This window comes from Variovorax sp. 05N34 (genome assembly GCF_056397405.1).
In genome coordinates this window covers 837159-853894 of the sequence record NZ_JBFTNI010000002.1, presented here as the reverse complement: position 1 = coordinate 853894, position 16736 = coordinate 837159, and the positions used below count along the sequence as shown (strand labels likewise).

At 63.7% G+C, this 16736-nt stretch carries 16 protein-coding genes; 15 read left to right on the top strand and 1 reads right to left on the bottom strand.

The genetic code is table 11. The features are described from left to right. Nucleotides 1–44: 44 nt before the first annotated feature. The 12 genes from AC1DMA_RS08410 to AC1DMA_RS08355 all read left to right on the top strand — a co-directional run bounded on the left by AC1DMA_RS08410 (nucleotide 45) and on the right by AC1DMA_RS08355 (nucleotide 12576). A complete protein-coding gene (locus tag AC1DMA_RS08410) occupies nucleotides 45–1880 on the top strand; it encodes a tannase/feruloyl esterase family alpha/beta hydrolase (RefSeq protein WP_478143885.1) in 1836 nt (611 codons plus the stop codon). Between the two features lie 103 nt (nucleotides 1881–1983). After that, entirely contained in the window at nucleotides 1984–2571 is a 588-nt protein-coding gene (locus AC1DMA_RS08405) for a VOC family protein (protein WP_478124668.1), read from the top strand. A 53-nt stretch (nucleotides 2572–2624) separates the two neighbouring features. Then, a complete protein-coding gene (locus AC1DMA_RS08400; protein WP_478143884.1) occupies nucleotides 2625–3188 on the top strand; it encodes a methyltransferase family protein in 564 nt (187 codons plus the stop codon). A 217-nt stretch (nucleotides 3189–3405) separates the two neighbouring features. Continuing rightward, entirely contained in the window at nucleotides 3406–4050 is a 645-nt protein-coding gene (locus tag AC1DMA_RS08395; RefSeq protein WP_478143883.1) for a PepSY-associated TM helix domain-containing protein, read from the top strand. 18 nt (nucleotides 4051–4068) lie between these two features. Continuing rightward, the gene (locus tag AC1DMA_RS08390; RefSeq protein ID WP_478124665.1) at nucleotides 4069–4587 is read left to right on the top strand and encodes a DUF2271 domain-containing protein; all 519 of its coding nucleotides are present in this window, start codon (nucleotides 4069–4071) and stop codon (nucleotides 4585–4587) included. Between the two features lie 29 nt (nucleotides 4588–4616). After that, on the top strand, nucleotides 4617–5420 hold the full coding sequence (locus AC1DMA_RS08385) for a DUF4198 domain-containing protein (protein WP_478143882.1): 804 nt from the start codon (nucleotides 4617–4619) through the stop codon (nucleotides 5418–5420). A gap of 137 nt (nucleotides 5421–5557) precedes the next feature. Further along, nucleotides 5558–6466 (top strand): FAD:protein FMN transferase, encoded by a 909-nt coding sequence (locus AC1DMA_RS08380; protein ID WP_478143881.1) that lies wholly within the window; start codon nucleotides 5558–5560, stop codon nucleotides 6464–6466. Next, on the top strand, nucleotides 6463–7830 hold the full coding sequence (locus tag AC1DMA_RS08375) for a sulfite reductase subunit alpha (RefSeq protein ID WP_478143880.1): 1368 nt from the start codon (nucleotides 6463–6465) through the stop codon (nucleotides 7828–7830). The genes AC1DMA_RS08380 and AC1DMA_RS08375 overlap by 4 nt, the downstream gene beginning before the upstream one ends. A 218-nt stretch (nucleotides 7831–8048) precedes the next feature. Beyond that, on the top strand, nucleotides 8049–10376 hold the full coding sequence (locus tag AC1DMA_RS08370; RefSeq protein ID WP_478124662.1) for a catecholate siderophore receptor Fiu: 2328 nt from the start codon (nucleotides 8049–8051) through the stop codon (nucleotides 10374–10376). A gap of 95 nt (nucleotides 10377–10471) precedes the next feature. Then, nucleotides 10472–11152 (top strand): Fe2+-dependent dioxygenase, encoded by a 681-nt coding sequence (locus AC1DMA_RS08365; protein ID WP_478143879.1) that lies wholly within the window; start codon nucleotides 10472–10474, stop codon nucleotides 11150–11152. A 174-nt stretch (nucleotides 11153–11326) separates the two neighbouring features. After that, a complete protein-coding gene (locus AC1DMA_RS08360; RefSeq protein ID WP_478143878.1) occupies nucleotides 11327–12067 on the top strand; it encodes a cytochrome c oxidase assembly protein in 741 nt (246 codons plus the stop codon). Next, nucleotides 12064–12576: a CopD family protein gene (locus AC1DMA_RS08355; protein ID WP_478124659.1), complete on the top strand. Its 513-nt coding sequence runs from the start codon at nucleotides 12064–12066 to the stop codon at nucleotides 12574–12576. The genes AC1DMA_RS08360 and AC1DMA_RS08355 overlap by 4 nt, the downstream gene beginning before the upstream one ends. On the opposite strand, the gene AC1DMA_RS08350 is transcribed toward AC1DMA_RS08355, so the two are convergent. Next, nucleotides 12540–13088: a DUF2231 domain-containing protein gene (locus AC1DMA_RS08350; RefSeq protein ID WP_478124658.1), complete on the bottom strand. Its 549-nt coding sequence runs from the start codon at nucleotides 13086–13088 to the stop codon at nucleotides 12540–12542. The genes AC1DMA_RS08355 and AC1DMA_RS08350 overlap by 37 nt on opposite strands. A gap of 36 nt (nucleotides 13089–13124) precedes the next feature. On the opposite strand from AC1DMA_RS08350, the gene coxB reads away from it, so the two are divergent. From coxB to AC1DMA_RS08335, 3 genes are read left to right on the top strand one after another with little or no spacing between them, the layout of a single operon-like run. Further along, nucleotides 13125–13844 (top strand): cytochrome c oxidase subunit II, encoded by a 720-nt coding sequence (gene coxB, locus AC1DMA_RS08345; RefSeq protein ID WP_478124657.1) that lies wholly within the window; start codon nucleotides 13125–13127, stop codon nucleotides 13842–13844. Beyond that, complete coding sequence (gene ctaD / locus AC1DMA_RS08340; RefSeq protein WP_478143877.1) at nucleotides 13841–16378, top strand: cytochrome c oxidase subunit I; 2538 nt, start codon at nucleotides 13841–13843, stop codon at nucleotides 16376–16378. Before coxB ends, ctaD begins: the two co-directional genes overlap by 4 nt. Further along, nucleotides 16375–16722, top strand: a complete 348-nt coding sequence (locus AC1DMA_RS08335; RefSeq protein ID WP_478143876.1) for a hypothetical protein — start codon at nucleotides 16375–16377, stop codon at nucleotides 16720–16722. The genes ctaD and AC1DMA_RS08335 overlap by 4 nt, the downstream gene beginning before the upstream one ends. The last annotated feature ends 14 nt before the right edge of the window (nucleotides 16723–16736 follow it).

Genomic DNA, 16736 nt, shown 5'->3' with positions numbered 1-16736 from the left:
CATTGAAGCTGCACTCCGCAGCCAACACACCAAGAGGGGACATCATGCTCATGCAATGCGCGTTCAAGTCGTCGACAGCGACACTCGGCCGGCTCGGGCTTTTTGCCGTGGCGGGCACGCTCGCCGCGTGCGGTGGCGGGGGTCACGGCGGGGGCGGGTTTTTTCCCATCACGCCGCCTGGGCAGTCCAAGCTCGTTTGTGACGACACCATGAAGACGCGCTTCACGCCGGACAGCCTGACGCAGGTTCTTCTGGTGAAGCCGTTCAAGGCGGGCGATCCGCTCTTGCTCTCTGGGGCATCGACCGCAACGACACCGACGGCAACGAGCGATGTGTGTGTGGTCAAGCTGCTTGTCGGCCCTGGCAATCCGGGGCCGGCGGGTGCGCCTTCGACTTCGTCCGGAATCGGCATCGAGATCTGGTTGCCGAGTGAAGGCAAGTGGAATCATCGAATCCACGTCAAGGGCGGCGGCGGCTGGGCCGGCGGCGTGCAGGCTTCGACGACGGCACTGGCCGGCACCACCGGCGGCTCGTCCGGCTCACCCGCGACGACCGCCATGGTCGAGGGTGCCGTATCCGCAAGCACCGACACCGGGCATGCCAACACAGCGAATGGCGGCTCCTTCGCGATGAATCCCGACGGAACGATCAACACAGTGTTGTGGAGCGACTTCTCCGAGCGGGCCATTCACGAAATGGCGGTGAAGACCAAGGCGCTGACGCAGGCCTACTACGGCACTGCGGCCAAGTACGCGTACTGGGACGGCTTCTCGACCGGCGGTCGCCAGGGCCATAAAGAGGCACAGGCCAATCCGAAGGACTTCGACGGCATCCTGGCCGGCGCGCCGGCGATCAACTGGTCGAAGTTCATCACATCCGAGCTGTATCCGCAGATCGTCTATCAGCGCGACCTGGGTGGCGTTCCGCTCACGACAGCGCAGATTGCATTGCTCGGCAATGCCGCCATCAATGCATGCGACGTCGTCGGCAACCAGCATCTGGGCTACGTCCCCGATCCCTCGCAGTGCCGCTACGATCCGACGCAGGACGCGAGCGTGATCTGCGCATCGAGCGGAGGCGGCGCGCCAGCTGGCAGCTGCGTCACGCAACAACAGGCCGTCGCCATGAACAAGATCTGGTACGGCCAGACGGCTGACGGTTCCGTGCCCTCGCCTTCGACCGACAACGGCTTCGCGCTTGAACCGCAGGGCAGCCAGCGCTGGTATGGCCTCACGCGAGGCACCAACGTCTCAGGGCTTGCAGGCCCCACGCCCTTCACCATCGCATCCGACATGGTGGCCCTCGAGCTGCAGAACCCGACGATTGCGTCGACCAACTTCGTCAACGCGACGGGCAACGGCGCTGACGGTTGGAAGGGCTTGTCGTACATCGACTTGTCCAATGCATACGACCGCGGCGTGGCACTCCAGCCCCAGTTCGCCAACATCAACACCGACGATAACAATCTCGCCGAATTCGCGGCGCGGGGCGGCAAGATGCTGGTCTATCACGGGCTGTCGGACACGCTCATTCCGCCGCAGGGCACGCTCAACTACTACAACAGGTTGACCACGAAGATGGGCGGCGACACGGTCGTCAAGAACTTCTACAGGCTCTTCCTCGTTCCGGGCATGGCGCACGGTTTCACAAATGGCACGACCAACCCTGCCGCGAATCCGCCGCTTCCAACTCTCGACCAGCTGTATCTCGCGCTGACGGTGTGGGTGGAACAGGGTCAGCCGCCGAGCAGGCTCGACATCACCTCGCAGGTGACCACGGGCGGCGCGAAGACGACTTCACGGCCGATCTGCATGTATCCGACCAAGGCCAACTTCGTGGGCACCGATCCGAGTGCGGCAAGTTCATACAACTGTTCCTGAAGTTGTCTTGAACCTGTGTTGAACTGAAATAGGAGACTGGCGGGGTCCGTCTGAAAATGCTAGTGTCCCGATCGGCTTCGGTAGCAGCCGAATGGGAGCCGACATGACAGCAACACCCCGCATTCGTCCCGCGAAGTTCGTTCACGTGGTTTACCGGACCTATCGCTTCGACGAGATGATCCGCTGGTACCAGACCGTGTTTGACGCCACGGTCCGGCATCGCAACCCGGCGATTGCCTTCGTCACCTACGACGATGAGCATCACCGCGTCGCCTTCATCAACCTGTCGGTGTTCGAGCCCGATGGACCCCGACGCCGGCAGGATCTTGTCGGCGTCGACCATGTGGCCTACACCTACGGGTCATTGCGTGAGCTTGCGGAGAACTACGCCCAACTGAAGGAGCTCGGCATCCTGCCGTACTGGTGCCTGCATCACGGCATCACGGTGTCGATGTATTACGGGGACCCTGACGGCAACCGAATGGAGTTTCAGGTCGACGCCTACGCGACCAACGAAGAGGCCACCGAATTCATGGAAGGTCCGGGGTTTGCGCAGAATCCGATCGGCGTGGAATTCGATCCCGATGAAATGCTCGCCCGCCTGCGCGCCGGCGAGCCGGAGTCGGCTTTCCTGCATCGCGCGGTGCATCTGCCGGTGGCGCCATTGCGCCATCCGGTGGTTGCGGATTGACCGACGACTCGTTGGCTGAGTGACAGCTTGCCAATGCTGACCTGACGAAGCGGATGCTGCTCCCACTTGCAGCCTACGGACCCACCTTCGTGGTCGTGAGCTCCGCGCTCCTTTACTTGTCGCGGGGCGCGATCCTGCGGCCGCGCTCTCATGGCTTCTATCGCTTCTTTGCATGGGAGTGCATCCTCGGGCTGATCTGGATCAACTTGCCCGTCTGGGGTGATGCGCCGCTCACCCCGGGCAAGTTGGTGGCGCAGGCGCTTTTCATGACCTCCGTGTTGCTGCCGCTTCACGCCTTCGTTCTCTTGAGGCGTCTCGGCACGCCGAGCGAGACACGCAGGGACAAAGCCCTGCTTGGATTCGAGAAGACGACGACGCTGGTCACCGCCGGTGCATTCCGATTCATTCGCCACCCGATGTACACCGCGCTCATCTGCCTGGCGTGGGGCATCTTCCTGCAGCAATTCACCTGGCCCGGTCTCGGGCTGGCGCTGATGGCGACGGCGCTTCTTGTCGTCACCGCCTTCCGCGAAGAGAAGGAATGCCTCGCGCATTTCGGCGCGGCCTACCAGGACTACATGCGACGCACGCGCCGCTTCGTGCCCTTCGTCCTGTAGCTTTCTTGTAGGCAGCCGAACGGATCCGGCGCATCCGGCCCGCAACATGCGCTGCCCGTTTTCTCGCCTTTACGAAACTTCACCTGCTATCAATGGCATAGCTGAAAGTCCAGGCAGGGCAAGGGTTTCCCCACGGGCATCGGATCTTTGCGTTGCCCTCGCCTGCTCGCGAGAATAACAGTCATTCTCATTTGTGAGTCTAGAATCGGCGCCTCAAATGATCGCCACATCCCCCGACAACCGTCGCCGCGCCTATTGGCTCAAGACCCTGCATGAATGGCATTGGGTCAGTTCGGCGGTCTGTCTCATTGGGATGATCTTGTTTGCGGTCACAGGCTTCACGCTCAACCACGCGGCAAGCATCGAGGCAAAACCCAGCATCACAAGCCATGCGGGCACCATCGATTCGGCATTGCGCGAAAGACTCGTTCAGCAGGCAGCCGCCGTCAAGGCGCAAAAAGGCAAAGCCGAATTGCCCGAGGAGCTTCAGGCTTGGGTGCGGCGGCAATGGTCGATCGACACTTCGGGCCGCGAAGCCGAATGGTCGGACGACGAAATCTATCTCTCCCTGCCGCGTCCGGGCGGCGATGCCTGGCTAAGGCTCAGCCTCGCCGACGGCCAAGCCGAATACGAGCGCACGGACCGCGGCTGGCTCTCCTACTTGAACGATCTGCACAAGGGCCGCAACACGGGTACGGCCTGGAGTTGGTTCATCGACATCTTCGCAGCGGCGGCGCTGGTGTTCTCGGTCACTGGTTTGTTCATCCTCAAGATGCATGCGGGCAATCGGCCCTTGACGTGGCCGATGGTCGGCATGGGCCTGGTGATCCCGATGCTGCTCGCATTGCTGTTCATTCATTGATTTCAGGAGAAAGATCCAGTGCAAGTTCGATATTCGATTGCCCTTGCCGCTCTGCTCGGCGCCCCGGCGTTCGCGGCGGGCCTCTCGCTCAACATCGAAGTCCCGCGGCTCAACGTCGCCGAATACCACCGGCCCTATGTCGCAGCGTGGATCGAGCGTCCCGACCAATCCGTCGCGACCACCCTGGCCGTCTGGTACGACGTCAAGAACAAGGGCAACGCCGAGGGCGAAGGCACCAAGTGGCTCAAGGACATGCGCCAGTGGTGGCGCCGCACGGGACGCGAATTGCAGATGCCGGTCGACGGCGTGAGCAGCGCGACCCGGCCGGCCGGCAAGCATCAACTCAACTTCACAGAGGGGTCCGTCGCATTGCCCAAGCTCGCACCTGGCGCATACAAGCTCTACGTCGAAGCGGCGCGCGAAGTGGGCGGACGCGAGATCGTGAGCATCCCCTTCCAGTGGCCGCCGCAAGGCGACTTGACCGCCGCGCAAGGCCATAGCGAACTGGGCGAGGTCAAGCTCGAACTCCGGCCCTGATCATCACTTCATCATCAACGGGATTCATCATGAAGACTGCTATCCGTACCGCGGCCATTGCGCTTGCTCTTTCTGCCGGCGCAGCCGCCGTCCAGGCACACAACGTGTGGTTGCTGCCGTCGAGCACGGTTCTGTCGAAAGGAGACTGGATCACGGTTGATGCGGCCGTCTCGAACGATCTGTTCTTCTTCAATCACAACCCGCTCGGACTCGACAACCTCGCCATCACCGCGCCGGATGGCAGCACGGTGGCGGCGGAGAACATGCACAAGGGCAAGCTGCGAAGCGTGTTCGACCTGAACCTCGCGCAGCCCGGCACCTACCGCATTGCGGTGCTCAACGAAGGCGTCTTCGCGCGCTGGAAGGACAAGTCCACCGGCCAGGCCAAGCGGGCGCGGGGCACGCCGGAGAACATCGCCGGCCAGATTCCGGCCGACGCGCAGGAGGTCGAGGTCACGCAATCGGCAGGACGCATTGAGACCTTCGTGACCGTGGGCAAGCCCAGCACGCTGAAGCCGATCGGCAAGGGGCTCGAGCTCGTGGCGGCCAACCCGACGGATCTGGTCAAGGGCGAGAAGGCGACGTTCGTGCTGCACATCGACGGTCAACCTGCCAAGGACGTCGAGGTCAACGTGACGCCCGGCAATACGCGCTATCGGGACAAGATCGACGAGGTCGCCATCAAGACCGATGCCAAAGGCCAGTTCGCCGTGACGTGGCCGCAGGCGGGCATGTATTGGCTCGAAGCGGCCACCAAGGACGGCAGGACCTCGGTACCGCAAGCGAAAGAGCGGCGTCTGACTTACGCCGCAACCCTGGAAGTGATGCCCTGAGCGCATCGGAGACTCCTTCGGAGAAGCCGGCGGCAGAGCGCATTTCGTTCGCCACGTGGCGCGCGGGCGGCTATGCGAATGCGGGCGCACCGCGACGCGCGGACCCTTCCAGCCTTCAGACCTTGGCTGGTCGGAGCATGGGCACGACGTGGTCCGTGCGCTTCGACAATCCCGCCATGGTCCCGCTTGCTGCCATTCAGGCGAGCGTGGAAGCTGCCTTGCAGCGCGTGATTGCGCAGATGAGCACTTGGGAGGCCGATTCGGAGATCAGCCGCTTCAATCGCGCCCCCGAGGGCCGCCGTCACGTCATTGGAGCGGAATTCGCCGAGGTGCTTGCATGTGCGATGCACTGGGCATCCGCGAGTGACGGAGCCCTCGATCCGACGATCGGGCCGCTCGTCGCCCTCTGGGGATTCGGCTCGCAAGCATCGTTGTCGACGGCTTTGCCTGATGCATCGCACATTGCCGCGGCGCGAGCGCGCGTCGGGTGGCAACGCATGATGTTCGATACAGCTCGCCCATCGATCGTGCAGCCTGGGGATTGCGCGCTCGACCTCTCCGGGATCGCGAAGGGGTTCGCAGTCGATCACGTCACTGCCGCTTTGCATGGCACAGGCCTTCGCGATTTTCTGGTCGAGATCGGAGGGGAGCTTCGGGCGGCCGGGCGGCGGCCGGGCGGCGAGCCATGGCAGGTGCTCATCGAATCGACCGCCGGAATGACTCGGAGGATTGCGCTGTCCGACATGGCGATCGCCACGACCGGGGACCGCTGGCATGTGCACGATCGCCATGGGCGACAGTGGTCGCACACGATCGATCCACGTTCGGGCGAGCCAACGTGCAACACAGTGGCATCTGTTTCGGTGCTGCATTCGCAGTGCATGCAGGCGGATGCACTGGCGACGGTGCTTGCCGTTCTGGGGCCTGACGATGGGTTCGCTTTTGCGCGGGAACACAAGCTCCCCGCATTGTTCGTGCTGCGTGACCCCACAGGTCATGTCGAACGAACCAACGAATTCTGGCCAGGCGGAGCGAGCGCCGCATGAGCGAACCCACTCTGCGAGCACTTGCCGCGTGCGCGATCGTGCTCGCCTACGCGACTTTGTGCCTTGCCGTGTATGTGCGGCAGCGCCGGGCGCGCACCGTCGATGCGCGAACAGCTTCGGCATTTGCGGGCGCTGATGCCGGCGAAGCGGCACTCGTGCTTTTCGCAACCCAGACCGGCCATGCCGAAACGCTGGCGTGGCAAACGGCGCGATGGCTTCATGAAAGCGGGACGCCGGCGCGCCTGATGCCGCTCGACAAGGCCGACGTCAACGTGCTGCGCAATGCACGGCGAGCGTTCTTCATCGCGAGTACCTATGGCGAAGGCGACCCGCCCGACGGTGCCAGTGTGTTCGCCGAGCAGGTGATCGCGTCTTCGGTCCAGTTTCCATCTCTGCGCTATGCGGTCCTTGCGCTGGGCGATCGCCAGTACGCCAATTTCTGCGCGTTCGGGCGCATGCTCGACGAGTGGTTGCACGCCCGGGGCGCGACTCGGCATTTCGACAGGATCGAAGTCGACAACGGAGATCCGGACACCATCGCTGGGTGGAGAGCGCGGTGCAGCGGCGTTGAAGAGCTTGCGGTGCAGCCCGCAACGCCACTGGGTCAGCCGACTCGCTGGCGTCTCGCCGCACGCACGCTCTTGAACTCCGGCAGCGCGGGCGCCCCTGTGTTCGAGCTGGGTTTTTCACCGGTGGCCCCATCCGAAGCCACATGGGAATCAGGCGACATTGCACAACTCACGCTTGCAAAGGACCCTGGCCGGCCCCGTGACTACTCCATCGCATCCATTCCGGCGGACGGTGCTTTGCAACTCCTGGTTCGCCAGGAGCGGCATCCCGACGGCACCCTGGGCGCGGGTTCTGGGCTATTGACTTCGACCCTTGCCATCGGTGACACGCTGGAATTCCGCATCCGGCCGCATCGCAATTTCAGGCTCGACGAGAACCGGACGCGCCCTCTCATCCTAATCGGCAATGGGACGGGCCTGGCCGGTCTTCGCAGTCATCTGCGCGCGAGGGCGGCAATCGGTCAGAAAGACAACTGGCTGATCTTCGGCGAGCGCAACGCGAAGCACGACTTTCTCTGCCAGGAAGAGATCGAGGGATGGCGCGGCGACGGCGTACTGAGGCGCCTCGACATGGCTTTTTCACGCGATCAGGACCAGCGGGTCTACGTGCAGCACCTGTTGCTTCAGGCTCATGACGATGTGCGCGAATGCGTCGGGCGCGGGGCCGCCATCTACGTCTGCGGGAGCATGCAGGGAATGGCTTCCGGCGTGGATGCGGCCCTGCGTCAGATTCTCGGGGCGGATCAAGTGAGCGAACTCGCCGGCACGAATCGCTACAGACGCGACGTCTATTGACCACGCAAAGTTGCTCCGCCGCAACAGCATGCACCGCAATCTGGCGATTTGTTTCACAAAGATGAACAGCGAGTTAATTTGCGGTTGAGAGTCATTATCATTTAGGACGAACTCGCCTCTACCGCGATTCGACTCACCCAGCCAATCCAGACGCCTAGAAGGCGCCCTCGTGGACCCGCCAGTGAAGTTCTCAATTCCTTCCTTTCCGGAGAACATTCATGGCCTACATCAAGAGCCGCAAGCATGCTGTCGCACGCGCCCTGCCCCCCCTGGGCAGCGCTACGGCCGCCACACTTTTTGCACTGGCACTGCCCGTCTCGGCGCAGACCCCGACGAACACTCTCAAGGAAGTTCGCGTCGTCGCCGACACCCCCGCGACTGAACTGAAGGTCGACAATTCGGCCAGCCCCAAGTTCACGGCGCCGCTCGTCGACACGCCGCAAACGGTCCAGGTCATTCCCCAGGTGCTGATGCGGGAGCAAGGCGCCACGACACTGTCTGAAGCCCTGCGCAACACGCCGGGGGCCGGCGCTTTCTATCTCGGAGAGAACGGCAACACCACCACTGGCGATGCCATCTACATGCGCGGCTTCGATGCTTCGAGCAGCATCTTCATCGACGGCATTCGCGACCTCGGTTCGATCACGCGCGACGTGTTCAACATCGAACAGGTCGAGGTCGTGAAGGGGCCATCGGGCACCGACGTGGGACGCACCTCCCCCACCGGCTACATCAACATGATCTCCAAGCAGCCGAACATGGAAGACGCCTTCCTGGGTTCCGTCGGCTTTGGCAGCGGCAGCTACAAGCGGGGCACCATCGACTGGAACAAGGTCATCACCAACACTGACGGCTCTGGCGCGGCGTTTCGCCTGAACGCGGTCATGGACGACTCTGGTGTAGCCGGCCGCGACGAGATCACCACCAAGCGCTGGGGCATTGCACCGTCGATCGCGATCGGGCTGAACACGCCGACGCGCTTCTACTTCAACTATCTGCACATGGACCAGAGCGGCGTTCCCGATGGCGGTGTGCCGACCATCGGCCTGCCGGGCTACACGAGTCCCGATCCGAAGCGTGGGTTCCTGAGCTTCGCCTCGCCTGTGGATCCGTCGAATTTCTACGGCACGACTTCGGACTTCAACAACGTGACGGCCGACATGTTCACGGCGCGCGTCGAACACAACATCACGCCTGACGTCATATTGCGCAACACCACGCGCTACGGCAAGACCTCCCAGGACTACATGCTGACGTCGTTCATGGGTTCGTCCGCGAACCTCCTGACGCCGGTCGTTGCCAATCCGAACACCTGGAGCATCGCGCGGAGCAATCCCACCAACAAGGACCAGACGAACGAGCTGTTCACCAACCAGACCAACGTCTCCGCGAAGTTCAACACGGGATCCGTCGGCCACACGATGAACGCTGGCCTGGAGTTGATCCGAGAAGAGCAGACCAGCTTGGGATTCTTCGGCCCCAATGTCACTCCCGCCGCTGGCGCACCCTTCAACACCGGCGCCTGGCCCGCGGCCAACCTCTACAACCCCAACCCGAATGTCGTCGGCTTTCGCCGGACCTACAGCGGCGCGGACAGCGTGGGCTCCACGGATACGGTGGGCCTGTATGTGTTCGACACCGTCAAGCTGAGCGAGCGTTGGCAGTTGACCGGCGGCGTGCGTTACGACCACTACAACACCGACTATCGCGCCTCGACGCTGTCGACCGCCACCACTTTCCCGAAGCTGCCGGTCGGCACTCTGGTGCCCACGTCGCTGTCGACCTCCGACGACTTGTGGTCGGGCAAGCTGGGCGTCGTCTACAAGCCGGCGGAAAACGGAAGCATCTACGCGGCATGGGGCACCTCGGCGCAGCCGCCGGGCGGGGCCAACTTTGCGCTGGCCGCGGGCGGCACGGGCAACAGTGCGTCGCGCATCGACTTCCAGCCGCAGGAAGGCACGACCTACGAGGTCGGCACCAAGTGGGACGTGCTGAACAACAAGCTCGCGCTGACTGCGGCGCTCTACCGTACCGAGATCAAGAACGAGGTCGTGCAGGACCCGACTTCGCTGCAGTACTACCAGACCGGCAAGAAGCGCGTGCAGGGCATCGAACTCGGCGCGGCAGGAGCCATCACTGACGCATGGGGCGTCAGCGCCGGCTTCACGACCATGGACACCAGCGTGCTGAGCGGCCCCGCCATCACGGCCAGCGGCGAGAACGTGCTGACCTACACGCCCAAGAACGCGTTCACCCTCTGGACCAGCTACCAGCTCCCTTTCGGGCTGACGATCGGCGGTGGCGCACGCTACAACGGCAAGCTCAGCCGCGGCACCGATGGCGCCATCGGCACGCCGGCGTATGCCGATGCCTATTGGGTGGTCGATGCAATGGCTTCCTACCGCATCAACAAGAATGTCGAGCTCCAGCTGAACGTCTACAACCTGTTCGACCAGGAATACGTGGCAGCCATCAACAAGAGCGGCTATCGCTACACGCCGGGCATTCCGCGGTCGGCACGCATCACGGCCAACTTCGCGTTCTGACGCGCATCGAGATCGACGAGTTCGCGCCGAGCCGGATGCGACACTCGGCCCCTGCCTTGCGGCAGGGGCTTTTTTCATTGTGAGGAGTGTGCGAAATGATGCTGCATGTACCCGACGTTCTGAGCGCCGAGCAGGTTCGAGAGATCCGGGCCGCACTCGACGCAGCCGATTGGGTGGACGGGCGCGAATCCGTCGGCGCGCAAGGCGCCCGCGTGAAGCGCAACCGCCAGTTGCCCGAGCAATCGCCCGTGGGCCGCGAATTGGGCAAGACCATCCTCTCTGCGCTGGCCGGCAATCAGCTCTTCTTTTCTGCCGCGCTGCCGCTTCGCTTCGTGCCGCCGATGTTCAATCGTTACGAAGGCGGCGAGCACTACGGACTGCACGTCGACGGATCGGTGCGAACGGTGCCCGGCACGGGCCAGCCGCTGCGTACCGATCTTTCCTGCACGCTGTTCCTCTGCGATCCGGAGGACTACGAAGGCGGCGAACTCGAGGTGGTCGACACCTACGGAACGCATGAAGTCAAGCTTCCTGCCGGGGACCTGATCCTCTATCCGTCGACGAGCCTTCATCGTGTCCATCCTGTCACGCGGGGCGAGCGCATCTGCTCGTTCTTCTGGCTCCAGAGCATGATCCGCGACGATCGACAAAGAGGCATGCTGTTCGAACTCGATCAAGTGATCCAGAAGCTGCGGGCGAGGGTGGGCGAGTGCGAGGAGACTGTGACGCTCACGGGGCAGTATCACAACCTGCTGCGGATGTGGTCCGAGGTGTGAGGTTCTGCTGAAGGCATCGGTTGTACGGCACCGCGCACGCGGCCGACCGGGTGCAAATTTGTCAAGCACTTCGTACAGCGCTTGAGCCTTCGCTCGACAGCTACTATCCTTTCGAACACTTCAAGCCGGCCGCCGCATGACGGGCAAGGCCGGGAACGGGGGAAAGGTGATCTTGTGGGTGGTCTTGTGACGCTGGATTTCGCAATCGCCTACTGCGGCCCTGCGCCGGTCCCTTCGGACCTTTGGACGCGCTGGAATACGGATCCACTGCTGCTGGCAGCGCTCATCGCGTTGTCAGTGGCCGTTGCCCGAGGCAAATCGTCCGACGCGCGTGCGGGCTGGAGTGCGCTCGCGCTGATGTTCATTGTCTTCGTGTCTCCACTCTGCGCGTTGTCATCGGCATTGTTCTCGGCGCGGGTGTTCCACCACATGCTGCTCGTCACTGTCGTTGCGCCGCTGCTGGCGCGGGCCTTTCCGCTGCCACGCGCGGGTACTCCGCCGCTGGCGATGCTCGTCGCTGCCCACACCATCGTGCTGTGGCTCTGGCACGCACCCGGGCCCTATGCATGGGGGCTTGCCAGCGTGCCGTCCTATTGGCTGATGCAGGTTTCGCTGCTCGGCACCGGGTGGCTGCTGTGGCGCGGCGTGTTTTCGGCATCGACTCCGACGGGCCCCGCGCTGATGGCACTGGTCGCCACCATCGCGCAAATGGGTCTTCTCGGCGCGCTGATCGTCTTCGCCTCGGTGCCCCTCTACCCGGTACACATCGCAAGCGCAGTGTCCTGGGGGTTCACTCCGATCGCCGACCAGCAGCTTGCGGGGCTGTTGATGTGGGTCCCCGCGATGCTGCCCTATCTGGGCGTGGGGCTCTGGCTCGCATGGTCCAGCCTTCGACCGAGCGAGCCCGCCCTGTGACGACGTTCCTCAAGTTCGCTCATCTTGCGGCGATCGCGGTCTGGTCGGGCGGACTGATCGTCCTGCCCTTCCTCTTCTGGCAGCGCAAAGCTCTGACGGCGAGCGGAGACCTCGACCGCCTGCACCGCATCACGCGCCTGGTGTATGTGGAGATGACTTCGCCCGCCGCGTTCATTGCTATCGGCACTGGCACGGCGCTGATCTTCCTGCAGGCGACCTTCGTCGAATGGTTCACCATCAAGATGGTGCTGGTCAGTCTCATGGCGATGCTGCACGTGGTGGCCGGGCTGGTCATGCACCAGTTGTTCATGCCCAGGGGCCATTTCGGCCGCTTCTCATTCGTGGCGCTCACCGTCGCCTATGTCGTGCTGATCGCCGCCATCCTCTGGGTCGTGCTGGCCAAGCCTCACATCGACTCGAACATGTTCGCCGCGCACCTGTTCGAGCCCGGCGGCCTTTCACGGCTGTGGCATCAGTCCTTCGGCGACACCAGGATGCCGATGCCATGATCGAACACCAGCTTGCCGCCATGCCAGCCGGCGAAGCCGACCATGACCGAGGCGATTGCCGACAGCACGAGACCGTGCGGCAAGACCGATGCGGGATCGGTCAATCGCAGTCCCCAGCTTGCGCCTGCGATGGCAACCAAGGTCATCGCAGCGATGGCGTGCGACCAGCTTGCCTCGTGCAGCCGAATTCCGCGGACAAGCAGAAGCTCACCGGTGCCGACGATGCTCGCGCCCACGCCGCTCCAGAACGCCATGCCCGACGCCCAGATGCCCGCGCGCAGCCAGAAGGCATCGGCGGACCACCAGTAGAAGACGTCGACACCGAGTGTCGCGACGATGAACGCCACCGGAAAATGCACCAGCATCACGTGGATCGGGTGCCCGATCACCGCGACGGCAGAGCCGACATCGAGCCGCTGCAGTTCAAGCAGGACTTCGCTCTGCGAAGAAGCAGCCCTGTCGGCAGTCTTGCCGAGAACTCCGTCGCTAACTCCGTCGCTATGGCTCGCCATGCTTCTTCTCCTTTGCATCGGACGCCGACGCAGTCAATGGGCGGCCATCGTAGCGTCTTGCGCGCGGTGCTCCAAGCCGGATCGTTGGCGGCGTTGTCCGCGTTGTCTGGTTGCACCGGGCCGTTGTCGGCGCTCGATCCCTCCGGACCGGCTGCCGCTTCGATCGCGACGCTCTGGTGGGTGATGCTGATCGGCTCGGCCGTTCTCTTCCTTCTCGTCATCGGGATCTTCATCCAGGTGTTCAGGCGTCCGGGCTGGGGCTCCGGCGTCTCTCCGATGCGGTGGATCGTCCTCGGCGGACTCGTGCTGCCCGCTTGCGTCCTGCTGCCGTTGCTGGCTTATGGGCTCGTGACCGGCGAACGCTTGCTGCCCCTGCCCGGCAGCGCGCCGCAGCAGCGCATCGAGGCGGTGGCGGCGCAATGGGCCTGGACGTTTCGCTATCCGGAGCACGGCGGCGCCGAGACACGCAACGTCCTGCTTCTGCCTGCCGGCCAACCCGTCGACATGGCGGTGACGAGCAAAGACGTGATCCACGCCTTCTGGGTTCCGCGCTTCGCGGGCAAGATCGACGCGGTGCCGGGCCGGACCAACAGGCTGCGCATCCAGGCCGACCACCCCGGCCGCTACGAAGGAACCTGCGACGAGTTCTGCGGGCTGGGCCACGCCGGCATGCGGTTCGTCGTCATCGTCCATCGACCGGAGGACTTCTCCGCGGCCCTGACACAGGCGCTCGAAGCACCGGAGGCGAAGAAATGAGTGGACCCGTCAGTTCGCAACCCGAAGGTGCACACGCACTCCGGCTGCACCGCCAGTTGAACCGGATATGGGCCACAGGTCCTGGCTGGCAGCGGCTTGCCGCCGTGAACCACTCGGTCATCGGCAAACGGATGTTCCTCACGTCCTTCACGTTCTTTCTCATCGCGGGCGTGCTGGGCATGCTGACGCGCGTGCAGTTGGCAACGCCGCATTCGGGCTTCCTCGACCCCGAGACCTACAACCAGGTCTTCACGGTCCACGGATCGATGATGCTGTTCCTGTTTGCCATTCCGATGGTGGAGAGCTTCGCGGTCTACCTGACGCCGAAGATCCTCGGCACGCGCGATTTCGCATTTCCGCGGCTGACCGCCTACGGCTATTGGTGCTATCTCTTCGGCGCGTCGATCATCACGGTGTCACTGGTGCTGGGCATCGCGCCCAATGGCGGATGGTTCATGTACACGCCGCTCAGTTCAAACGTCTATTCGCCGGGCGTCAATGCGGACATCTGGCTGCTCGGCATCACCTTCGTGGAGATCTCCGCGCTGTCGCTCGCGGTGGAGATCACAGTCTCGATCCTGAAGATGCGCGCACCGGGCATGTCGCTCGACCGCATGCCGATTTTCGGCTGGTACATCCTTGTGACGGCGCTGATGATGATCGTCGCCTTCCCGCCGCTCATCCTCGGTTCGATCCTGCTCGAACTCGAGCGCGCCTTCGGTATGCCCTTCTTCGACCCCACGCGCGGCGGCGACTCACTGCTTTGGCAGCACCTGTTCTGGCTGTTCGGCCATCCGGACGTCTACATCATCTTCCTGCCGATGGCCGGTGTGCTGTCGACGATGATCCCGGTCTTTGCCAACCGGCAGTTGGTCGGATATCGCGCGATCGTGGTCGCCATCATCGCGCTGGCATTCCTGAGCTTCGGCATCTGGGTGCATCACATGTTCACCGTGGGCATTCCGCATCTCGCGCTCGCCTTCTTCTCGGCCGGCTCCGCCATCGTCGCCGTACCCACCGCCGTGCAGGTCTTCGCGTGGCTCGCGACGCTGTCGCACGGCAAGCCGCGCTGGGGCGTGCCGATGCTCTACATCTTCGGCTTCTTCTTCATCTTCKCGATGGGCGGGTTGACCGGCGTGATGCTCGCGATGGTGCCCTTCGACTGGCAGGCGCATGACACTTACTTCGTCGTCGCGCACATGCACTACGTGGTGGCAGGAGCGCTCGCGTTTCCGATGATGGCCGCGATCTACTACTGGCTGCCTCTGGTCACCGGGCGCACGGCCGTGCATCGATTGGCCGTGCCCGCGTTCTGGCTGATCTTCATCGGCTTCAACATGACCTTCTTCCTGATGCACCTGACGGGCCTGCTCGGCATGCCGCGGCGCGTCTATACCTACCGCGGCGACGAAGGCTGGAACTGGCTGAACCTGTTGTCATCCGTCGGGGGGTTCGTGATGACGATCGGCTTCGGCCTGCTCCTTATCGATCTTGTCGTGCAGTTGCGCTTCGGACGCCGCGTGCGGCGAGACCCCTGGAAGGCAGCGACTTTCGAATGGGCCATGGCGCTGCCGCCGGCGTCGTATGCGTTCGCCTCAATTCCGCACGCGGGTCCACAGACCGACAGCGTGCCAAGGGGCGAGCTAGCCTTGTCGCTGGCGCGCGGCGAGGGCTACCTCGGCTTTGCGCGCAACGGATGGCAAGAGACGCTGGGTGTCCACATCACCAGCGGCAAGCCGGATCAGGTGATCGTCCTGCCCAATCCCACCTACCTGCCGCTGGTCACGGCGATCGTCACCGGCGGCGTGGTCCTGGGCTTCCTGTTCAAGGCTTACTGGCTGTCGCTCGTGTTGGCGCTCGTCACCTTCGGACTGTTCGTCCATGCGGGCAGTCGCGCGGGGCTGTCGCGCGACCACGGGCCGTTGCCAGTCGGGCTCGGCGTCGAAGTGCCGCCGCACACCGAGGTCGCCAGCACGCCGTCCTACCTCGCGATGATCTGCGCCCTCTTCGCGAACGGCACGCTGTTCACATCGCTCATTTTTGGCACCTTCTATCTCTGGCTGGCGGGCGGGGACTGGCAGAAGATGACGCCGCCGACACCCAGCTGGAGTCTTGCATTCGGCGCCATCGTGTCGCTTGTCATTGCGGCAGTCTCGACACGCGGCTCGCTCAAAGTGGTGGCCGCCAGCGGCAAGGCATCAGCCTGGATGGGCCTCACCGCGATTGCGCTGATCGCTGCCGTTGCAGCCATCGTGCAGATGATCCTGGGCGTGACGCCGAGCCCGCGAGAGCATGCGCTCGGGGCGACGGCATCGGTGCTCCTGGGCTACGTCGCCTTTCATGCCGGCGCCGGACTGCTGTTTCTCTTCAGCAACTTCCAGCGTGTGCGCAATGGCTACATTTCGCAGCGCCGTTCGAGCGACCTGCGTCTGACGCAACTCTGGGTTGGCTATACGCTGGTCACGGGCATCATCGCGGTGGGACTCGTGCTTGCCTTGCCCTCACTGGTGACCGTACTCGGGGCCCGCCCATGAACGCCGCCACCAGCGCGATCGTGCCGCCCCGACGCATCTGGTGGCTTGCGGGCGGCTTCGGTGTGTGGTGTCTTGCGCTGTCGGTACTCTATGCGCTTCATGCGGTCGGATGTGCCTTCGGCTGGCCGACAGCCGTGCTCCGCTGGAGCCTCGTCATCGTGTTCATCGCGCACCTGCTCGTCATCGGCTGGATGTGGCTGAAGTTCGCCAGGCAGACACCGAATGCAGACGCTGGCAAGACTGGTAGCTTCCTGCACGACGTGATCGTGTGGTCGACCATCGTGGCCTTTGCCAGCGCAGTGCTCGCGCTGGGGCCGCCGCTGCTTCTCACGACGTGCATTTGATCTGACGCGTCGAC